This is a genomic window from Kribbella sp. NPDC049174 (genome assembly GCF_043197365.1).
Lineage (GTDB): Bacteria > Actinomycetota > Actinomycetes > Propionibacteriales > Kribbellaceae > Kribbella.
In genome coordinates, this window is record NZ_JBICSZ010000003.1 from 304,587 (window position 1) to 318,961 (window position 14,375).

General features: G+C 68.6%; 14 protein-coding genes. 5 read left to right on the forward strand and 9 right to left on the reverse strand.

What is annotated here, in order from left to right; all coding sequences use genetic code 11:
- Positions 1-49: 49 nt before the first annotated feature.
- From rph to ACGFIF_RS18810, 6 genes are all read right to left on the reverse strand, one after another.
- Positions 50-2,647 carry a rifamycin-inactivating phosphotransferase gene (gene rph / locus ACGFIF_RS18785; RefSeq protein WP_393155895.1) on the reverse strand — a complete coding sequence of 866 codons (2,598 nt, stop codon included), beginning with the start codon at positions 2,645-2,647 and terminating at the stop codon, positions 50-52.
- A gap of 426 nt (positions 2,648-3,073) precedes the next feature.
- A complete protein-coding gene (locus ACGFIF_RS18790) occupies positions 3,074-4,270 on the reverse strand; it encodes an RNA polymerase sigma factor (protein ID WP_393156795.1) in 1,197 nt (398 codons plus the stop codon).
- A gap of 2 nt (positions 4,271-4,272) precedes the next feature.
- Positions 4,273-4,617 (reverse strand): YciI family protein, encoded by a 345-nt coding sequence (locus tag ACGFIF_RS18795; protein WP_393155896.1) that lies wholly within the window; start codon positions 4,615-4,617, stop codon positions 4,273-4,275.
- A gap of 147 nt (positions 4,618-4,764) precedes the next feature.
- On the reverse strand, positions 4,765-5,151 hold the full coding sequence (locus tag ACGFIF_RS18800; RefSeq protein WP_393156797.1) for an SHOCT domain-containing protein: 387 nt from the start codon (positions 5,149-5,151) through the stop codon (positions 4,765-4,767).
- Between the two features lie 169 nt (positions 5,152-5,320).
- Complete coding sequence (locus ACGFIF_RS18805; protein ID WP_393155898.1) at positions 5,321-6,568, reverse strand: sensor histidine kinase; 1,248 nt, start codon at positions 6,566-6,568, stop codon at positions 5,321-5,323.
- Positions 6,565-7,221 (reverse strand): response regulator transcription factor, encoded by a 657-nt coding sequence (locus tag ACGFIF_RS18810; protein WP_393155899.1) that lies wholly within the window; start codon positions 7,219-7,221, stop codon positions 6,565-6,567. The genes ACGFIF_RS18805 and ACGFIF_RS18810 overlap by 4 nt, the downstream gene beginning before the upstream one ends.
- A gap of 115 nt (positions 7,222-7,336) precedes the next feature.
- On the opposite strand from ACGFIF_RS18810, the gene ACGFIF_RS18815 reads away from it, so the two are divergent.
- Genes ACGFIF_RS18815 through ACGFIF_RS18830 form a run of 4 tightly spaced genes read left to right on the forward strand, consistent with a single transcriptional unit; the run spans position 7,337 to position 10,765 of the window.
- Positions 7,337-7,852: a hypothetical protein gene (locus ACGFIF_RS18815; RefSeq protein ID WP_393155901.1), complete on the forward strand. Its 516-nt coding sequence runs from the start codon at positions 7,337-7,339 to the stop codon at positions 7,850-7,852.
- Positions 7,852-8,904 (forward strand): peptidoglycan-binding protein, encoded by a 1,053-nt coding sequence (locus ACGFIF_RS18820; protein ID WP_393155903.1) that lies wholly within the window; start codon positions 7,852-7,854, stop codon positions 8,902-8,904. The genes ACGFIF_RS18815 and ACGFIF_RS18820 overlap by 1 nt, the downstream gene beginning before the upstream one ends.
- Complete coding sequence (locus ACGFIF_RS18825; RefSeq protein ID WP_393155904.1) at positions 8,901-9,566, forward strand: ABC transporter ATP-binding protein; 666 nt, start codon at positions 8,901-8,903, stop codon at positions 9,564-9,566. The genes ACGFIF_RS18820 and ACGFIF_RS18825 overlap by 4 nt, the downstream gene beginning before the upstream one ends.
- The gene (locus tag ACGFIF_RS18830; protein WP_393155906.1) at positions 9,563-10,765 is read left to right on the forward strand and encodes an ABC transporter permease; all 1,203 of its coding nucleotides are present in this window, start codon (positions 9,563-9,565) and stop codon (positions 10,763-10,765) included. The genes ACGFIF_RS18825 and ACGFIF_RS18830 overlap by 4 nt, the downstream gene beginning before the upstream one ends.
- 53 nt (positions 10,766-10,818) lie before the next feature.
- On the opposite strand, the gene ACGFIF_RS18835 is transcribed toward ACGFIF_RS18830, so the two are convergent.
- Positions 10,819-11,766 (reverse strand): NADH-quinone oxidoreductase subunit H, encoded by a 948-nt coding sequence (locus ACGFIF_RS18835; RefSeq protein WP_393155907.1) that lies wholly within the window; start codon positions 11,764-11,766, stop codon positions 10,819-10,821.
- 85 nt (positions 11,767-11,851) lie between these two features.
- Here ACGFIF_RS18835 and ACGFIF_RS18840 point away from each other — a divergent pair, with 85 nt between their 5' ends.
- Positions 11,852-13,045, forward strand: a complete 1,194-nt coding sequence (locus ACGFIF_RS18840; protein ID WP_393155908.1) for an NAD(P)H-binding protein — start codon at positions 11,852-11,854, stop codon at positions 13,043-13,045.
- A 10-nt stretch (positions 13,046-13,055) separates the two neighbouring features.
- On the opposite strand, the gene ACGFIF_RS18845 is transcribed toward ACGFIF_RS18840, so the two are convergent.
- Entirely contained in the window at positions 13,056-13,817 is a 762-nt protein-coding gene (locus ACGFIF_RS18845) for an NADH-quinone oxidoreductase subunit C (RefSeq protein WP_393155909.1), read from the reverse strand.
- The gene (locus ACGFIF_RS18850; RefSeq protein ID WP_393155910.1) at positions 13,814-14,374 is read right to left on the reverse strand and encodes an NADH-quinone oxidoreductase subunit B; all 561 of its coding nucleotides are present in this window, start codon (positions 14,372-14,374) and stop codon (positions 13,814-13,816) included. The genes ACGFIF_RS18845 and ACGFIF_RS18850 overlap by 4 nt, the downstream gene beginning before the upstream one ends.
- Position 14,375 lies beyond the last annotated feature (1 nt).

Genomic DNA, 14,375 nt, shown 5'->3' on the forward strand with positions numbered 1-14,375 from the left:
AAGACACGGGATCGAGGTCGGGACGTTGACCGGCTAGCGGTGTGGTTGGTCAGGGTAGGAGCTCGATGTAGCCGTCGGTTCCGTGGACGCGGATTCGTTGGCCGTCCTGGATCAGGCGGGTGGCGTCTAGCACGCCGACGACAGCCGGCAGTCCGTACTCCCGTGCGATCACGGCGCCGTGCGTCATCAGGCCGCCCACCTCCGTCACCAAGCCTGTGATCGCGACGAACAGGGGCGACCAGCTGGGGTCCGTGTACGCCGTGACGAGGATGTCGCCCGCTTCTAGATCGGCCTTCGCCAGGTCGAGGATGACGCGGGCCCTGCCCTCGACGGTTCCGGCGGAAACCGGCAGGCCGGTCAGGGCACCGGCCGGTACGTCGTCGCGCCGGTAGGCGCCGGTGATGGCCTCGCCGTCCGATGTGAGCACCCGCGGCGGCGTCAGCGCGTGGTACGACCGGAACGCGTCCTTGCGTTCCTGGATGAGCTGATCGTCCACCTGGTTGGTGCGTACGACGTCGTGGAACTCCTGGAACGTGAGGTAGAAGACGTCCTCCTTCTCGGGAAGCACGTTGGCCTCCACAAGGCGCTCGGCCTCTTCCAGCAGGGCTTCCTTGTAGACGAAGTACCGGCTGATGATGTTGTACTTCGGGTACTCCCGGTAGCCGATGAAGGTCCGCACCCGGTCGATCATCCGCTTGGTCTCGTCAGCCTTCTGCTCCCCGTCCGGCAAAGCCCGAAGACGTTCCAGCAGGTCTTGTTGCTTCTTCTGCGCCTCCCGCCGCCCCTGCTCGAAGCGCCGCTGGGCGGCACCCGGCTCGAACAGCTTGATGTTGTCGAGGATCAGCGGCACGAGGGTGGTGGGGCGTTCGCTCCAGCGCGGCCTCGTGATGTCGATCTCGCCGACGCAGCGCATCCCGTATCGGTCGAGGTAGGCCTCGATGGCGTCGCGCGCCTCGATCCCGCCCGCGAGCTTCGGCAACTCGTCCAGGAAGTCCTCGTTCTCGACGCCCTGCAGGAACGCCACCAGCTCCGGGTACGGGCGGATCACGTCGGCTACGTCGAGCAGCGCGAGGCCCATCTCCGAGGTGACGTTGTTGGGTGCCGACAGCGTGAGCGTGTCGGCCGCGTTCTTCTCGCCCAGCCATTCCTGCAGCTGGTCGTTGAGCCACCAGGTGGCCTCCATTCCCGCCATGATCGCCTGCATGCTCAGCGGATCACCGAGGACTCGCTTGTGCTCCTGGAAGGCCTCCAGCAGGAAGTCGAACAGCGCCGGTCCGGTCAACGTCGCGATGTCGCGCCGCAGGGCCGCAACAGACGCCTGACTGCGCTCGATCAGCTCGGTGACGATGGCCGGATCGGTCTCGATCGGGGCGGACTTGCCGCGGACCGGTGGCCCGCCGGGCCCCTCGTCGGGGAGTGTCGGGACGAAGTCGCCGCGGTCGAGGACGGTCTCCAACGCGTCCCTGATCAGCGGATCACCTCTCCCCACGACGTCCAGGAATGCGGCGCGACCTGCCGGCGAGGCCAGACGCTTGGTGGCGTCGACGAACAGCCTCCCGCCGGCCTCGAGCATCGGCGCCATGGCCGTCAGCTGCCACACGGAGACGCCCAGGGGCTTCATGGGGTCGGTCATCATCTGCTGGTGGCCGACGGAGAGGTAGACGTGGTTCTCCTGGTCGCCGGTCTCGGGAATCGGGAACAGGGTGGTGATCGCCCGGCTCTGAATGATCTGGAAGCCATCGTCGACCAAGCACCATTCGATGTCCTGCGGGCGGCCGAAGTACGCTTCGATCCGCCGCCCGAGTTGCACGAGCCGCACGACCTGCGCGTCCGTCAGCGCCGGCTGCTCCTGCCGTTGCGGGTCGATCGCGAGTACCTGCGTCCCGCCCGCCGGCAGGGCGTAGATGGCGAGTTGCTTGGCGGCGACCGTCTTGGCGACAACTTCGCCATCGCGCACCTTGAAGACGTCCGGGTTCACCAGGCCGGAGACCAAGGCTTCACCGAGGCCGAAGCCGGCGTCCACGGCGGCGACCTTCCGGTTGCCCGTGACGGGGTCGGCCGTGAACAGGATGCCGGCCGCCTGCGGGAGGACCATCTGCTGTACGACCACGGCCATGTGGACCTTCCGGTGGTCGAAGCCGTTCCGCAGGCGGTAGGTCACGGCCCGCTCGGTGAACAGCGACGCCCAGCACCGGCTGACGTGCTGGAGGATCGCCGCTGGGCCCACGACGTTGAGATACGTGTCCTGCTGGCCCGCGAAGGAGGCCGTCGGCAGGTCCTCGGCCGTCGCGCTGGACCGGACGGCGTACGCCGCTTGCTCGCCGACCCGTGCAAGCGCGTCGGTGACCGCTGCCGCGAGCTCGTCGGGGATGACGACCCCTTCGAGCGTCTGACGGATCTCCGCGCTGAGCGTGCTGATCCCCTCCCGGTCGTCCGGGCTCAGACGCGACAGCTGATCGAGCCGATCGTCGATCGACGGCGCTTCCGCCATGATCCGCCGGAAGGCGTCTGTCGTCACGCAGAAGCCGGCCGGCACGCGGATGCCTTCAATCCGCGACAACTCCCCCAGGTGCGCGCCCTTGCCACCAGCAACCGCGACCTGCCTAACGTCAACCTCTCGAAGATCCAGCACGTACTGCGCGATCACTGCGACACCTCCGAGGTAGCCGGGTTGCGGTGCACTGCACTGGCCGATCGAGTCACCGGCGCCTCGAGCTCTGTCGAACCTCTTGATACGTCGACAACACACGCACGTCGTGCCCCATTTCCGCAGGTCGTAGCCTCGGGCGACGATTCTGTGCCATGACCCGGGTCTCGCTGCAAGCCCCGCGGTGCGTCCCACGGGGGTGACGAGCGAACTCCTGGTCCTGGGCGAATTCCTGCAGGCCGGACATGTTGCTCATGACGGAGCCCGGCGCGTCCACGGTCGCCTGGAGGATCCGGGTTGCGCGACGGGTTCGTTGCGGGCGACAGCACGCAGACTAGCGGCGATAAGCCGCGCAAAAGGGCGGGTGGGGCTGCCGGCGAGCACGCGACGGAGGAGCGGGCGTAGCCGGCTGCGAGGGTCGTCTGGCTAGAGGTCGTTCAGGCGAGCTTGGAGGAAGGCTTGTTCTGACTGGTTGGCGGTGAGGGTTGCGGCCGCTTCGTAGGCGGCGCGGGCTTCGGGGCGGCGGTCGAGGCGGACCAGTAGGTCGGCGCGGATCGCGTGGAAGAGGTAGTAGGAGCCGAGGTCCAGGTCGTCGATCAGGTCGAGCGCGGCGGCGGGGCCGTCCACCTCGGCGAGGGCTACAGCTCGGTTGAGGGCGACGATGGGGCTCGGGGCGATCGCGAGCAGGTGGTCGTACAGCTGGAGGATCTGCCGCCAATCCGTCTCGGCGGCGGTCGCCGCGTCACTGTGTACGGCGTTGATCGCGGCCTGGAGCTGGTACGGACCAGGCTGGTTGCGGCGGAGACAGCGTCGTACCAACTCCTGGCCTTCGGCAATCAGTGTGCGGTCCCACAGCGCTGGGTCCTGGTCGGCGAGCAGGACCAGTGAGCCGTCAGACTGCACGCGGGCCGGTCGGCGGGACGCTTGGAGGAGCATCAGTGCGAGCAGGCCGACGGCCTCGGGTTCGTCGGGCATCAGCTCGACCAGTAGCCGGCCGAGCCGGATCGCCTCCGCGCAAAGTTCGTCGCGGACGAGTGCTTCGCCGGACGAAGCGGCGTACCCCTCGTTGAAGATGAGGTAGACGACGGCCAGCACACCGCGGACGCGTTCGGGCAGGTCGGCCTCGTACGGCACCCGGTACGGGATCCCGGCCGCGCGGATCTTCGACTTGGCCCGGACCAGCCGCTGCGCCATCGTCGGCTCCGGGACCAGGAACGCGTGGGCGATCTCGGCCGTGGTCAGACCGCCGAGCATCCGCAGCGTCAGCGCGACGCGAACGTTGAGCGCCAGCGCCGGATGGCAGCAGGTGAAGATCAGCCGGAGGCGGTCGTCCTGCACGACGCCCTCCTCCACTGGTTCGGCCTCGGCCTGCAGCAACGCCGCCTGGACGTGCTTGTCCTCGCGCACCGCCTCACGCCGCAGCCGGTCGATCGCGCGGTTCCGGGCGGTGGTGATGATCCACCCGGCCGGACTCGGCGGTACGCCGCTCGCCGGCCACTTCTCCACCGCCGCCGCGAACGCGTCCTGTACGGCGTCCTCGGCGATCTCCAGGTCACCGAACACGCGCGTCAGCACCGCGACGGCCCGCCCGTGCTCGGCCCGGAAGACCCCGGCGATGTCCATGCTCACCCGGCGAACGGCCGAACCTCGATGGACAGGTTCCTGAGCACCCGAGCCAGCCGGCTTCCCCAACTGAGCGCCGCGTCGAGATCCTCCACCTCGATCACGGTGAACCCACCCAGATGTTCCTTCCCCTCCGTGAACGGCCCGTCAGTCACCAACACCTCCTCACCCGAGGCCTTCAGTACGGTCGCCGTCTCCGGCGGATGCAGACCCGCCGCAAACACCCAAACCCCAGCCGCCCGCATCTCCTCGTTCAACGCATTCAGGTCACGCATGATCGGCTCGAGAAACTCCGGCCCGGGCGGCGGTCCGTCGGGCTGGTAAATGCTGAGCAGGTACTGATTCATCTGAACCTCCTGGTGAGTGCTGTCACCATCTACACGAACGCCCTGCCGCCACATCGACAGCCAATATCCTGCCACCGCGACGAAAGAAGGCCCGGACCATCAGGTCCGGGCCTTCGCTTGGCAGTTCGGGTCGTCAGTCCGATGCGGTCAGGCGAGCGCCTTGGTCTTCAGGGACTCGTACTCCTCCTGAGTGATGGTTCCCGCATCGAGCAGTTCCTTGGCACTCGCGATCTGCTCGGCCGGGCTCTTGCTGGAACTTGCGACCTGCTGGATGTACTTCTCCTGCTCGGCCTGCTGCCGCGCAACGGCCGACATCTGCCGCTCGTTCATGCTCCGGCCCCGGGCGATGAGGTAGATCAATGCCCCCAGCCACGGAACGAAGATGAGCAGGATCGCCCAGCCGGCCTTCGCCCAGCCACTCAGCGACCGGTCGCTGAACAGGTCCCACAGGCACCGGAACCACACCATCAGTGCGGCGATCCAGATGAAGAACCAGAAGCTCCAGAGGAGCACTTCCCCGAAGTCGTTCGACATTGCGTCCACGGCCATTCCCTCCCGAAATGAACCCCGCGCCGCCCACCGGGCGCCGCGTTCCCCAACACTTGGTTACCTCACCATCGCCCCGCTCCCGAAAATCCGCCAGATCCTGGCGCCAAACAGTCACCCGTGGGCAGGCATTACCGGTCGCCGACGTGTCCTTTTCTCAGTTCGGATCGGCAGGTAAGGAGACCCTGATTTCGAGGCCGCCGCCCGGGCGTGGGGTGGCGACGACCGTGCCGTCGTGGGCTTCTGCTACCGAGCGGACGATGGACAGGCCCAGGCCGGCGCCCTTGCCGCTGACCAGGCGTTCGGCGCCCAGGCGGTAGAAGGGTTTGAACAGGGATTCGACCTCGTACGGCGGGATGTCGGGGCCGGTGTTGGTGACCACGATCTCGACTCGGTCGCCGAGGGTCTTGCTGACCACCCGGACCCAGCGGTCGCCCTCGGGCAGGTTGTGGCGGATGCCGTTCTCGACCAGGTTGTGGACGAGGCGCTCCAGCAGCAGGGCGTCGCCTTGGGTCGGCGCGTCGCCTGGGCCGCGGATCAGGTCGACACCGACGGCCGAAGCCTCGCCGGACAGCTGTCCGGCGACGTGGGTGACGATGTCGCCAAGGTTGACCGGGTAAACAGTTTTGAGTTGCTTCTCCGAGTCGGCCAGGATCAGCAGCCCGTCGATCAGTTGCTCGTGCCGGGCGTTGATCGTCAGCAGGCTCTCGCCCAGTTCCTTCACGTCGGCGGACGCCGTACGGCGGTGCATCGCCACCTCGACCAGGGCCCGGCCGAGGGTGAGCGGCGTACGCAACTCGTGGGAGGCGTTGGCAACGAACCGGCGCTGGCCGTCGAACGAGTGGTCCAGCCGCTCGACCATCGTGTCGAAAGCATCGGCCAGGTTCTTCACCTCGTCGTCAGGTCCGCGCAAGTCGATCCGCTCGTGCAGCGCCGCTGGAGAAGCGGCGATGCGTCGGGCGGTGTCGGTGACCCGGTGCAGAGGCGCCAGCACCCGTCCGGCGACGAGCCAGCCGAAGCCGGCCGCCAAGCCGCCGACCACGACCAGGGCGATGCTGCCTTGGGTGAGCAGTGACTTGATCGCCGCTCGTCGTACCTGCTCCCGTTGCTCCTTGATGACCTGGTCGGCAGCCGGACCGGTCAGCAGGTCGCCGTCCTTGTTCAGCACGTACAACTGGTTCGGCGGCCTCGGTGTCGGGCTCGTAGTCGGCGGCGGGCTCGTAGACGGCGTAGAAGGAGTGGCAGGCGGTGAGTCGTGGTACGTGCCCTGCACCAGCACGCGATACCCGCCGGTGAGGTTGTTGCTGAACAGCACGTAAGTCACACCGAGCAGGAGCACCCCGGCGACCATGAAGAGCCCGCCATAGATCAGCGTCAGCCGCCCCCGCAGCGTCAGCCGCTTCATGGAATGCGGTAGCCGACGCCGGTGACGGTCTCCACCAGTCCCGGCTCCCCCAGCTTCCGCCGCAGCTTCAGGATGGTCAGCCGGACCGCCCCGGTGAACGGATCCACGTGCTCGTCCCATGCCTTCTCCAGCAGTTGTTCGGCCGAGACGGTCGCGCCGTCGGCTCGCAGCAGCTCCGCCAGTACGGCGAACTCTTTCTTCGACAGCGGTACGTACCGCCCGTCCCGAAACACCTCGTGCCGGGCCGGATCCAGCGTCACTCCGGCACGACGCAGTACCGGCGGATCCGCAGGACGACTCCGCCGCCCGAGGGCCAGCACCCGCGCGGCCAGCTCGGTGAAGGCGAACGGCTTGGTCAGGTAGTCGTCAGCACCCAATCCCAGTCCCTCCACCCGGTCGGTGACAGCAGCCGCGGCCGTCAGCATCAGCACCCGGGTGGCCGACCCGGACTCCACCAGCCGCCGGCACACCTCGTCACCGTGGACGACGGGGATGTCGCGGTCCAGCACGAGTACGTCGTACTCGTTCACCGTCAGGCGTTCCAGCGCGGCACCACCGTCGCCGGCCACGTCGACGGCATGTGAGTCGTCCCGCAACCACTCCGCGATCGCTGCCGCCAGCAACGGTTCGTCCTCGACCACCAGAACCCGCACGCCACCCATGATCCCCGACGGCCGTGTTTCCTCCGCGTTATCGCGCTCGGAAACGGCAGGGAAACGGCTCGCAGCGAAGGCTGAGCCACCTGAACCGACGCGAAGGAGACACAACGTGAAGCGCACCACCACTCTGGCCGCGGCGATGCTGGCGGCCGCCGTACTGCTGACCGGCTGCGGCTCGGAGGAACCCGACAACCAGGTGGCCTCGGGCACCGGGGCCCAGGCGCAGGCGACCGCACCCAGCAGCGCGCCGGCCAGCCTCAGCCGGGACGAGATGGCGATCAAGTTCACCCAGTGCCTGCGGGAGCAGGGCCTGAACGTGCCGGACCCCGAGCCGGGTAAGGGGCCGATGCTCAAGTTCGACAGGAACTCGGGTGTCACGCAGCAGAAGGTCCAGGAGGCGATGGACGCCTGCAAGCAGTACAACCCGCAGGGCGAGAGCGGTCCGAACCCGCGGCAGGAGGAGAACGGCCGCAAGTTCGCCGAGTGCATGCGGAAGAACGGCGTGGAGAAGTTCCCGGACCCCAAGCCCGGTCAGCGCGGCGTCATGATCGGTCCGGGGGTCGGTGACGACCCCGACTTCCAGAAGGCGCAGGAAACCTGCCAGCCCATCCTGGCAGGTCAGTGATGCGCCGAGCTTTGACCGCTGTGGTCGTCCTGGCCGCCGGAGGGGCTGCGAGCGCCTTCCTGGTGAACCGGGGCGACACCAGCCAGGCAGCAGACCAGACAGCCGTCGCAGTACCCGTCAACACCGCCAAGGTCGCGCAGCAGACGCTCAAGGACACCGAGACGGCAGACGGCGAGCTCGGCTTCGGTACGACGTCCGCCACGGTCAACCGCACCGCCGGAACCATCACCGGCGTACCCGACAGCGGACAGGAGCTCCGACGCGGCCACACCGTCTACAGCGTCGACAACAAGCCCACCACGCTCATGTACGGCGCTCTGCCGGCGTACAGGAGGCTCGCGGACGGCAGTGAGGGTACGGACGTCCTGCAGCTCGAGCAGAACCTCAGTGCGATGGGCTACACCGGTTTCACCGTCGACGACGAGTACACCGACGCCACAGCCGAGGCAGTCGAGGAGTGGCAGGAGGACCTTGGCCTGGACGAGACAGGTGTCGTCGAGCTCGGCAGTGTCCTGTTCGCACCGGGTCACATCCGGGTGGACAGCGTGGAGGCGCAGGAGGGCGCACCGATCGGCCCGAACCAGAATGTCCTCACCTACACCGGCACCAAGAAGGCCGTCACCGTCCAGCTCGACGCCGCCGACCAGCGCCTCGCGAAACCGCAGGCGAAGGTCGACGTCACCCTCCCGGACGGTGCGACCGTGCCGGGCCGGGTGGAGAAGGTGTCCACGGTGATCATCCCGGCCGAGAGCCCGGACAAGGATCCGGAGACCAAGGTCGAGGTGATCATTGCCATCGACAACCAGAAGGCGGTGGCCGCCTGGTCGCTGGCCTCCGTCGACGTCACCTTCACGGCGTCGGAACGCAAGAACGTGCTGACCGTGCCGGTGTCCGCGCTGGTCGCCCTGCGCGAGGGCGGATTCGGCGTCGAGGTGTCCGACGGTACGGCGTCGCAGTACGTGCCGGTGAAGACCGGGCTGTTCGCCGGCGGCCAGGTCGAGATCAGCGGGACCGGGATCAAGGCCGGCACCGCGGTGGGGATCCCGAAGTGATCGAGCTGACCGAGGTGACCAAGGTGTACCCGGGCGGTGTCACGGCCCTCGGCGGGGTCAGCCTGCGGATCGACCGCGGCGAACTGGTCGCGATCGTCGGGCCGTCCGGGTCGGGAAAGTCGACGATGCTCAACGTCCTCGGCACCCTGGACCGGCCGTCCTCCGGCACGGTCCGGATCGACCGGTACGACGTGGCGCGGTTGTCCGACTCGGGTCTGTCCGCGTTGCGGGCGACCCGGATCGGGTTCGTCTTCCAGCAGTTCCATCTGGCGTCCGGCGTACGGGCGGTGGACAACGTGGCGGACGGGCTTCTCTACTCCGGGCTGCGGCCGTCGGTACGGCGGAAGCGTGCGGCGGCCGCGTTGGAGCGGGTCGGGCTCGGCCACCGGATGGACCACGAGCCGCATGAGCTCTCCGGTGGTGAGCGGCAACGGGTCGCCGTGGCCCGGGCTGTCGCGGGTGAGCCCGCCGTACTGCTGGCGGATGAGCCGACGGGCGCACTGGACTCTGCGTCTGGGGCCGGGGTGATGCAGTTGCTGCGCGATCTGCACGCGGCCGGTACGACGGTTGTCATCATCACGCACGACCGGGACATCGCGGCGTCGCTCCCCCGGCAGGTCCGGATGCGCGACGGCCGGATCCTCGAGGAGGTGCGGGTATGAGCACTGAGTTGAAGCCGGCGAAGCTGTGGCCGCGAGACGTCGTACGGGTCGGGGCGGTGGGGCTGCGGACGCGGCCGATGCGGGCCTTCCTGTCCGCACTGGGGATCGCGATCGGGATCGCGGCGATGGTGTCGGTGGTCGGCATCTCGTCCTCGTCGCGCGCCGAGCTGGACGGCCAGCTCGATGCCCTGGGCACCAATCTGCTGACGGTCGCGCCGGGCACCCGGTTGACCGGCGAACAGGCCCAGCTGCCGCTCACCGCGGAGGCGATGGTCGGCCGGATCAAACCGGTCCGGGCGCAGTCGGCGGTCGGCCGGGTCGACGATGCGTCCGTCTACCGGAGCAACAAGATCCCGGCGATCGAGACGAACGGCATCGTCGCGTACGCCGCCCGGCCGAACCTGCTGGACACGATCGGCGGCGTGGTGCGCAGCGGCAAGTGGATCGACGCGGCGACCGGCCGCTACCCGGCGACCGTGCTCGGGGCAAGCGCCGCCGAGCGGCTCGGGATCACGCGCGCGGGGCCGGACACGCAGGTGCTGATCGGCAACAAGTGGTTCACTGTGCTCGGCATCCTCGAGCCCGCGGCCCTGGCTCCGGAGCTGGACAGTGCCGCGCTGATGGGGTGGCCGGCGGCGGACACCACGCTGGACTTCGACGGGCATCCGACCACCATCTACACCCGGTCGGACGACGCCCACGTGGAGGCGGTGCGATCGGTGCTCGGAGCAACGGCCAACCCGGAGGCACCGAACGAGGTCGACGTGTCCCGGCCGTCGGACGCACTCGCCGCCAAGCAGGCCGCGGGCGAGGCGTTCACCGGCCTCCTCCTCGGACTAGGCGCCGTCGCGCTACTCGTCGGCGGCGTCGGGGTCGCGAACATCATGGTGATCTCGGTCCTGGAACGCCGCTCCGAGATCGGCTTGCGCCGCTCACTCGGCGCAACCCGGGGCCAGATCCGCACCCAGTTCCTCACCGAGTCCCTGCTGCTCTCCGCACTAGGCGGCGTAGGCGGCGCCCTCCTAGGCTCCGCAGTAAGCGCCGGCTACGCGTCGTACCAGAACTGGCTAACCGTAATCCCCCTCTGGTCCCTAGCCGGCGGCATCACAGCCACCCTCCTCATCGGCGCCCTAGCCGGCCTCTACCCGGCAATCCGAGCCTCCCGCCTGTCCCCCACCGAGGCCCTGGCAACTCCATAACCGATTCGGGGAGGATCTTCTCCCGATCCAGGGCAAGATCCTCCTCGAACCGGTCAGAAAACTGTCACCCCGATGCCGGTGATCGCCAGCTGGAGGAGGGCTACTGGGACCAGGCCCTGCCAGGCGAGCTTCTGTAGCTGGTCGGCGCGTAGGCGTGGGAATGAGACGCGGACCCAGATCACCAGCAGAGACACGAAGGCGATCTTCAGGATCGACCAGATCCAGCCGATGGAGTCCGGGCCGGGACCACTCCAGCCGCCGAGGAACAGGACCGTGGTGAGGCCGGCCAGTACGACGATGCCGGCGTACTCGGCGAGCAGGAACATCGCGAACCGGAGACCGGTGTACTCGGTGTACGGGCCGAAGATGACCTCGGAGTCCGCGACCGGCATGTCGAACGGCGGCCGCTGCAGCTCGGCCAGTCCGGCGATGAAGAACACGACCAGACCGGGCAGCTGCCAGAGCAGCCACCACGGGTTCCACGCCTCCGCGATGCCGGTGAGGCTCAGCGAACCCGCCGCGACCGCGACGCTGGCGGCGGAGAGCACGAACGGCAGCTCGTAGCTCATCAGCTGCGCGGCGACCCGCAGACCGCCGAGCAGGCTGTACTTGTTGCCGCTGCCCCAGCCTGCCATCAGCGAGCCGAGGACGCCGATGCTCATCACGGCGAGCACGAAGAACAGGCCGGAGTCGAGGTCCGCGCCGACGATGCCGGGAGCCAGCGGGATCGCGGCGATCGCGGCCAGGTACGGCAGGATCGCGACGATCGGGGCCCACTCGAACACGCGCCGGTCCGCGGCGGCCGGGACCACGCTCTCCTTCTGGACGAACTTCACGCCGTCCGCGACCAGTTGGGCCCAGCCGTGGAACGCACCGGCGTACATCGGGCCGAGCCTCGACTGCATGTGAGCCATCACCTTGTGCTCGGCCTGACCGACCAGCAAGGGCGCCACCAGGAAGGCGACCACCACGGCCACCACCCGCACCACGAACTCGACCATAGACGGCACCCTATCGACTCCGACTTGACCTCAACCAACGTTGAGGTCGAAGGGTGGGTACTTCATCGACAGTTGAGGAGCACTCATGACCACCGTTCTCGTCACCGGAGCCACCGGGCGCGTCGGCCGTCACGTCGTGGCAGGCCTGCGGGCTGCCGGCGCAACGGTCCGAGCCTTGGTCCGTACGCCGGATCTGGCCGGCCTGCCCACGGACGTCGAACTGATCCAGGGCGACATCTACGATCCAGCCGCCGTACGACGCGCAGCGGCCGATGTGGACACGGCCTTCCTGTTGTGGCCATCCTTCAGCGCCGAGGGAGCCGCGCCGATCGTCGCGGAGCTACCGAAGCGAGTGGTGTATCTGTCCTCGTTGAACGCCTCGTCCGGCGGCGTGTGGGGTGACGTCGAGGAGCTGCTGCGCCAGGCGGGCAAGGACTGGACGTTCCTCCGGCCCGGCGGCTTCGCGGTCAACGCGCAAGGATGGACCGAGGAGTTCCGCACCGGCGACGTCGTCCGGCTGCCGTACCCCCAGGCCGGCCGATCCCTCATCCACGAGCGAGACATTGCCGCCGTCGCCGTACTCACCCTCCTGAACGACCGGCACATCGGCCAGACCTACGACCTCACCGGCCCCGAGGTCCTGACCCAGGCCGAACAGGTCCACACCATCGCGCGCGCCGTCGGCAAGCCGATGCGGGTCGAGGACCTCTCCCCCGCTGAAGCCCGCCAGGCGATGCTCGACCTGGGCGCCGACCCGGTCCTCGCCGAGAGCTCGGTCACCTACTGGGCCTCCTTGGTCGACAACCCCGAACCAGTCACCACCACAGTCCCCGAACTCACCGGCCACCCCGCTCTCACCTTCGCCGACTGGGCCACAGAACACGCCAACGAGTTCCGCATCCTCTCCACCGCCGAGGTCGCCGACCGCTACGTCACCGCGTTCCGCACCGGCCGTCTGGACCAGGCCCTGGCCTTGTCGGCGCCCGAGGTGGTCCGCGTCGCACCCCTGGAAACCGGCGGCGAGGAAACCGAGGTCAAAGGCATCGACGCCATCCTCGAGAACGCCCGGCGCCTCAACGCCGACGTCGAGTTCCTGGCCGTCCACCTCGTCGGCCCGCTCCTGCTCGACGACCGCTTCGCCGTCCGCTTCACCTTCGACGAGCTCAACGTCCGCACCGGGCAGCGCTCGCACACCACCAAGCTGTCGCTCGTCACCGTCACAGCAGGCCAGATCACCCGCGAGGAGGTCTTCTACTACACCCCACCCACCGGAAGCTGACGCGAGCGGATCAGGACTCGGGATCGGCCGCAGCTGGTGGATCGGCCGCAGCTGGTGGATCGGCCGGAGCTGGTGGATCCGCCGCGGGTGGTACCTCGGCTTGTTTGCGGGTACGGCGTTCCGCGCCGGCTCGGCGGGGCCGGGCCGGGGTGGACGCGGCCTGGGCAGGAGCGAGCGGATCCGGATCGGGTGACCCCGGCGGCCGCGGACCCCAGGTGTCCGGGTCCGGCACACCCGGCGGCAGCGTGCGCCGGCGACTAGGTGCACCGTGAGCGGGAGCGTGGTCCGACTCCCCCGGCTCTTTCGCGCCGGGCCAGGGTTTCGCGACCCGGGAGGCGAGGACGAACTCCTTGCGCAGCGGGTTGCCTTCGAACCCGTCGGGAAGCAGCAGCGGAATCAGGTTCGGGTGGTCCGAGAAGGTGATGCCGAACATCTCATGCGTCTCACGCTCGTGCCAGTTGGCCCCGGCGTACAGCTCGGACAGCGTCGGCAACACCGGCTTGTCCCGCGGGATCAGCGTCCGCACCAGCAGGTGCTCGACATGCGCCCCGCCCCAGAAGTCGGCCAGATGCGACACCACCCGGAACCCATCCGTGAGCTCGTCGCTAGCGGTCAGGAAGTCGAAGAACGTCAGGCCGACGGCATCTCGCAGCAGCTCGTGCGCGGCGACCCACGACTCCGCCGGTACGTCGATCGCCACCGGACCGAAGCTGTCGGCCTGGGTCGCGGCGATCCCCGCATCGGTCAGCGCGTCGAGGGCGTCGGTGCTCACTGCGGCGTCACCAGGTCGCGGGTGAGCGCGGCCGCGGACGGCTCGTCGTACCGGCTCGTCAAGTTCTCGCCGGCGATCTTCTCCTGCAGTTTGAGGATGCCCTGCAGCAGCGCCTCGGGCCGCGGCGGGCAGCCGGGCACGTAGACGTCGACCGGGATGATCTGGTCGACACCCTTGGTCACGCAGTACGAGTCCCAGTACGGGCCGCCGGAGTTCGAGCAGGAGCCGAACGAGATGACGTACTTCGGCTCCGGCATCTGGTCGTAGAGCCGCTTGATCGCCGGCGCCATCTTGTCCGTCACGGTGCCCGACACCACCATCAGGTCGGCCTGCCGCGGCCCGGGCGCGAACGGGATCACGCCGAGCCGGATGAAGTCGTGCCGGCCCATCGACGCGGCGATGAACTCGATCGCGCAGCAGGCGAGGCCGAAGTTGAACACCCAGAGGGAGTACTTGCGGCCCCAGTTCAGCAGGTACCGGACCGGCTCGGGCGCGAGCTTGGCCAGCGCACCCACGTCCGGGCGCACGATCGGCAACGGCAGCTCGGTCTGGGCCATG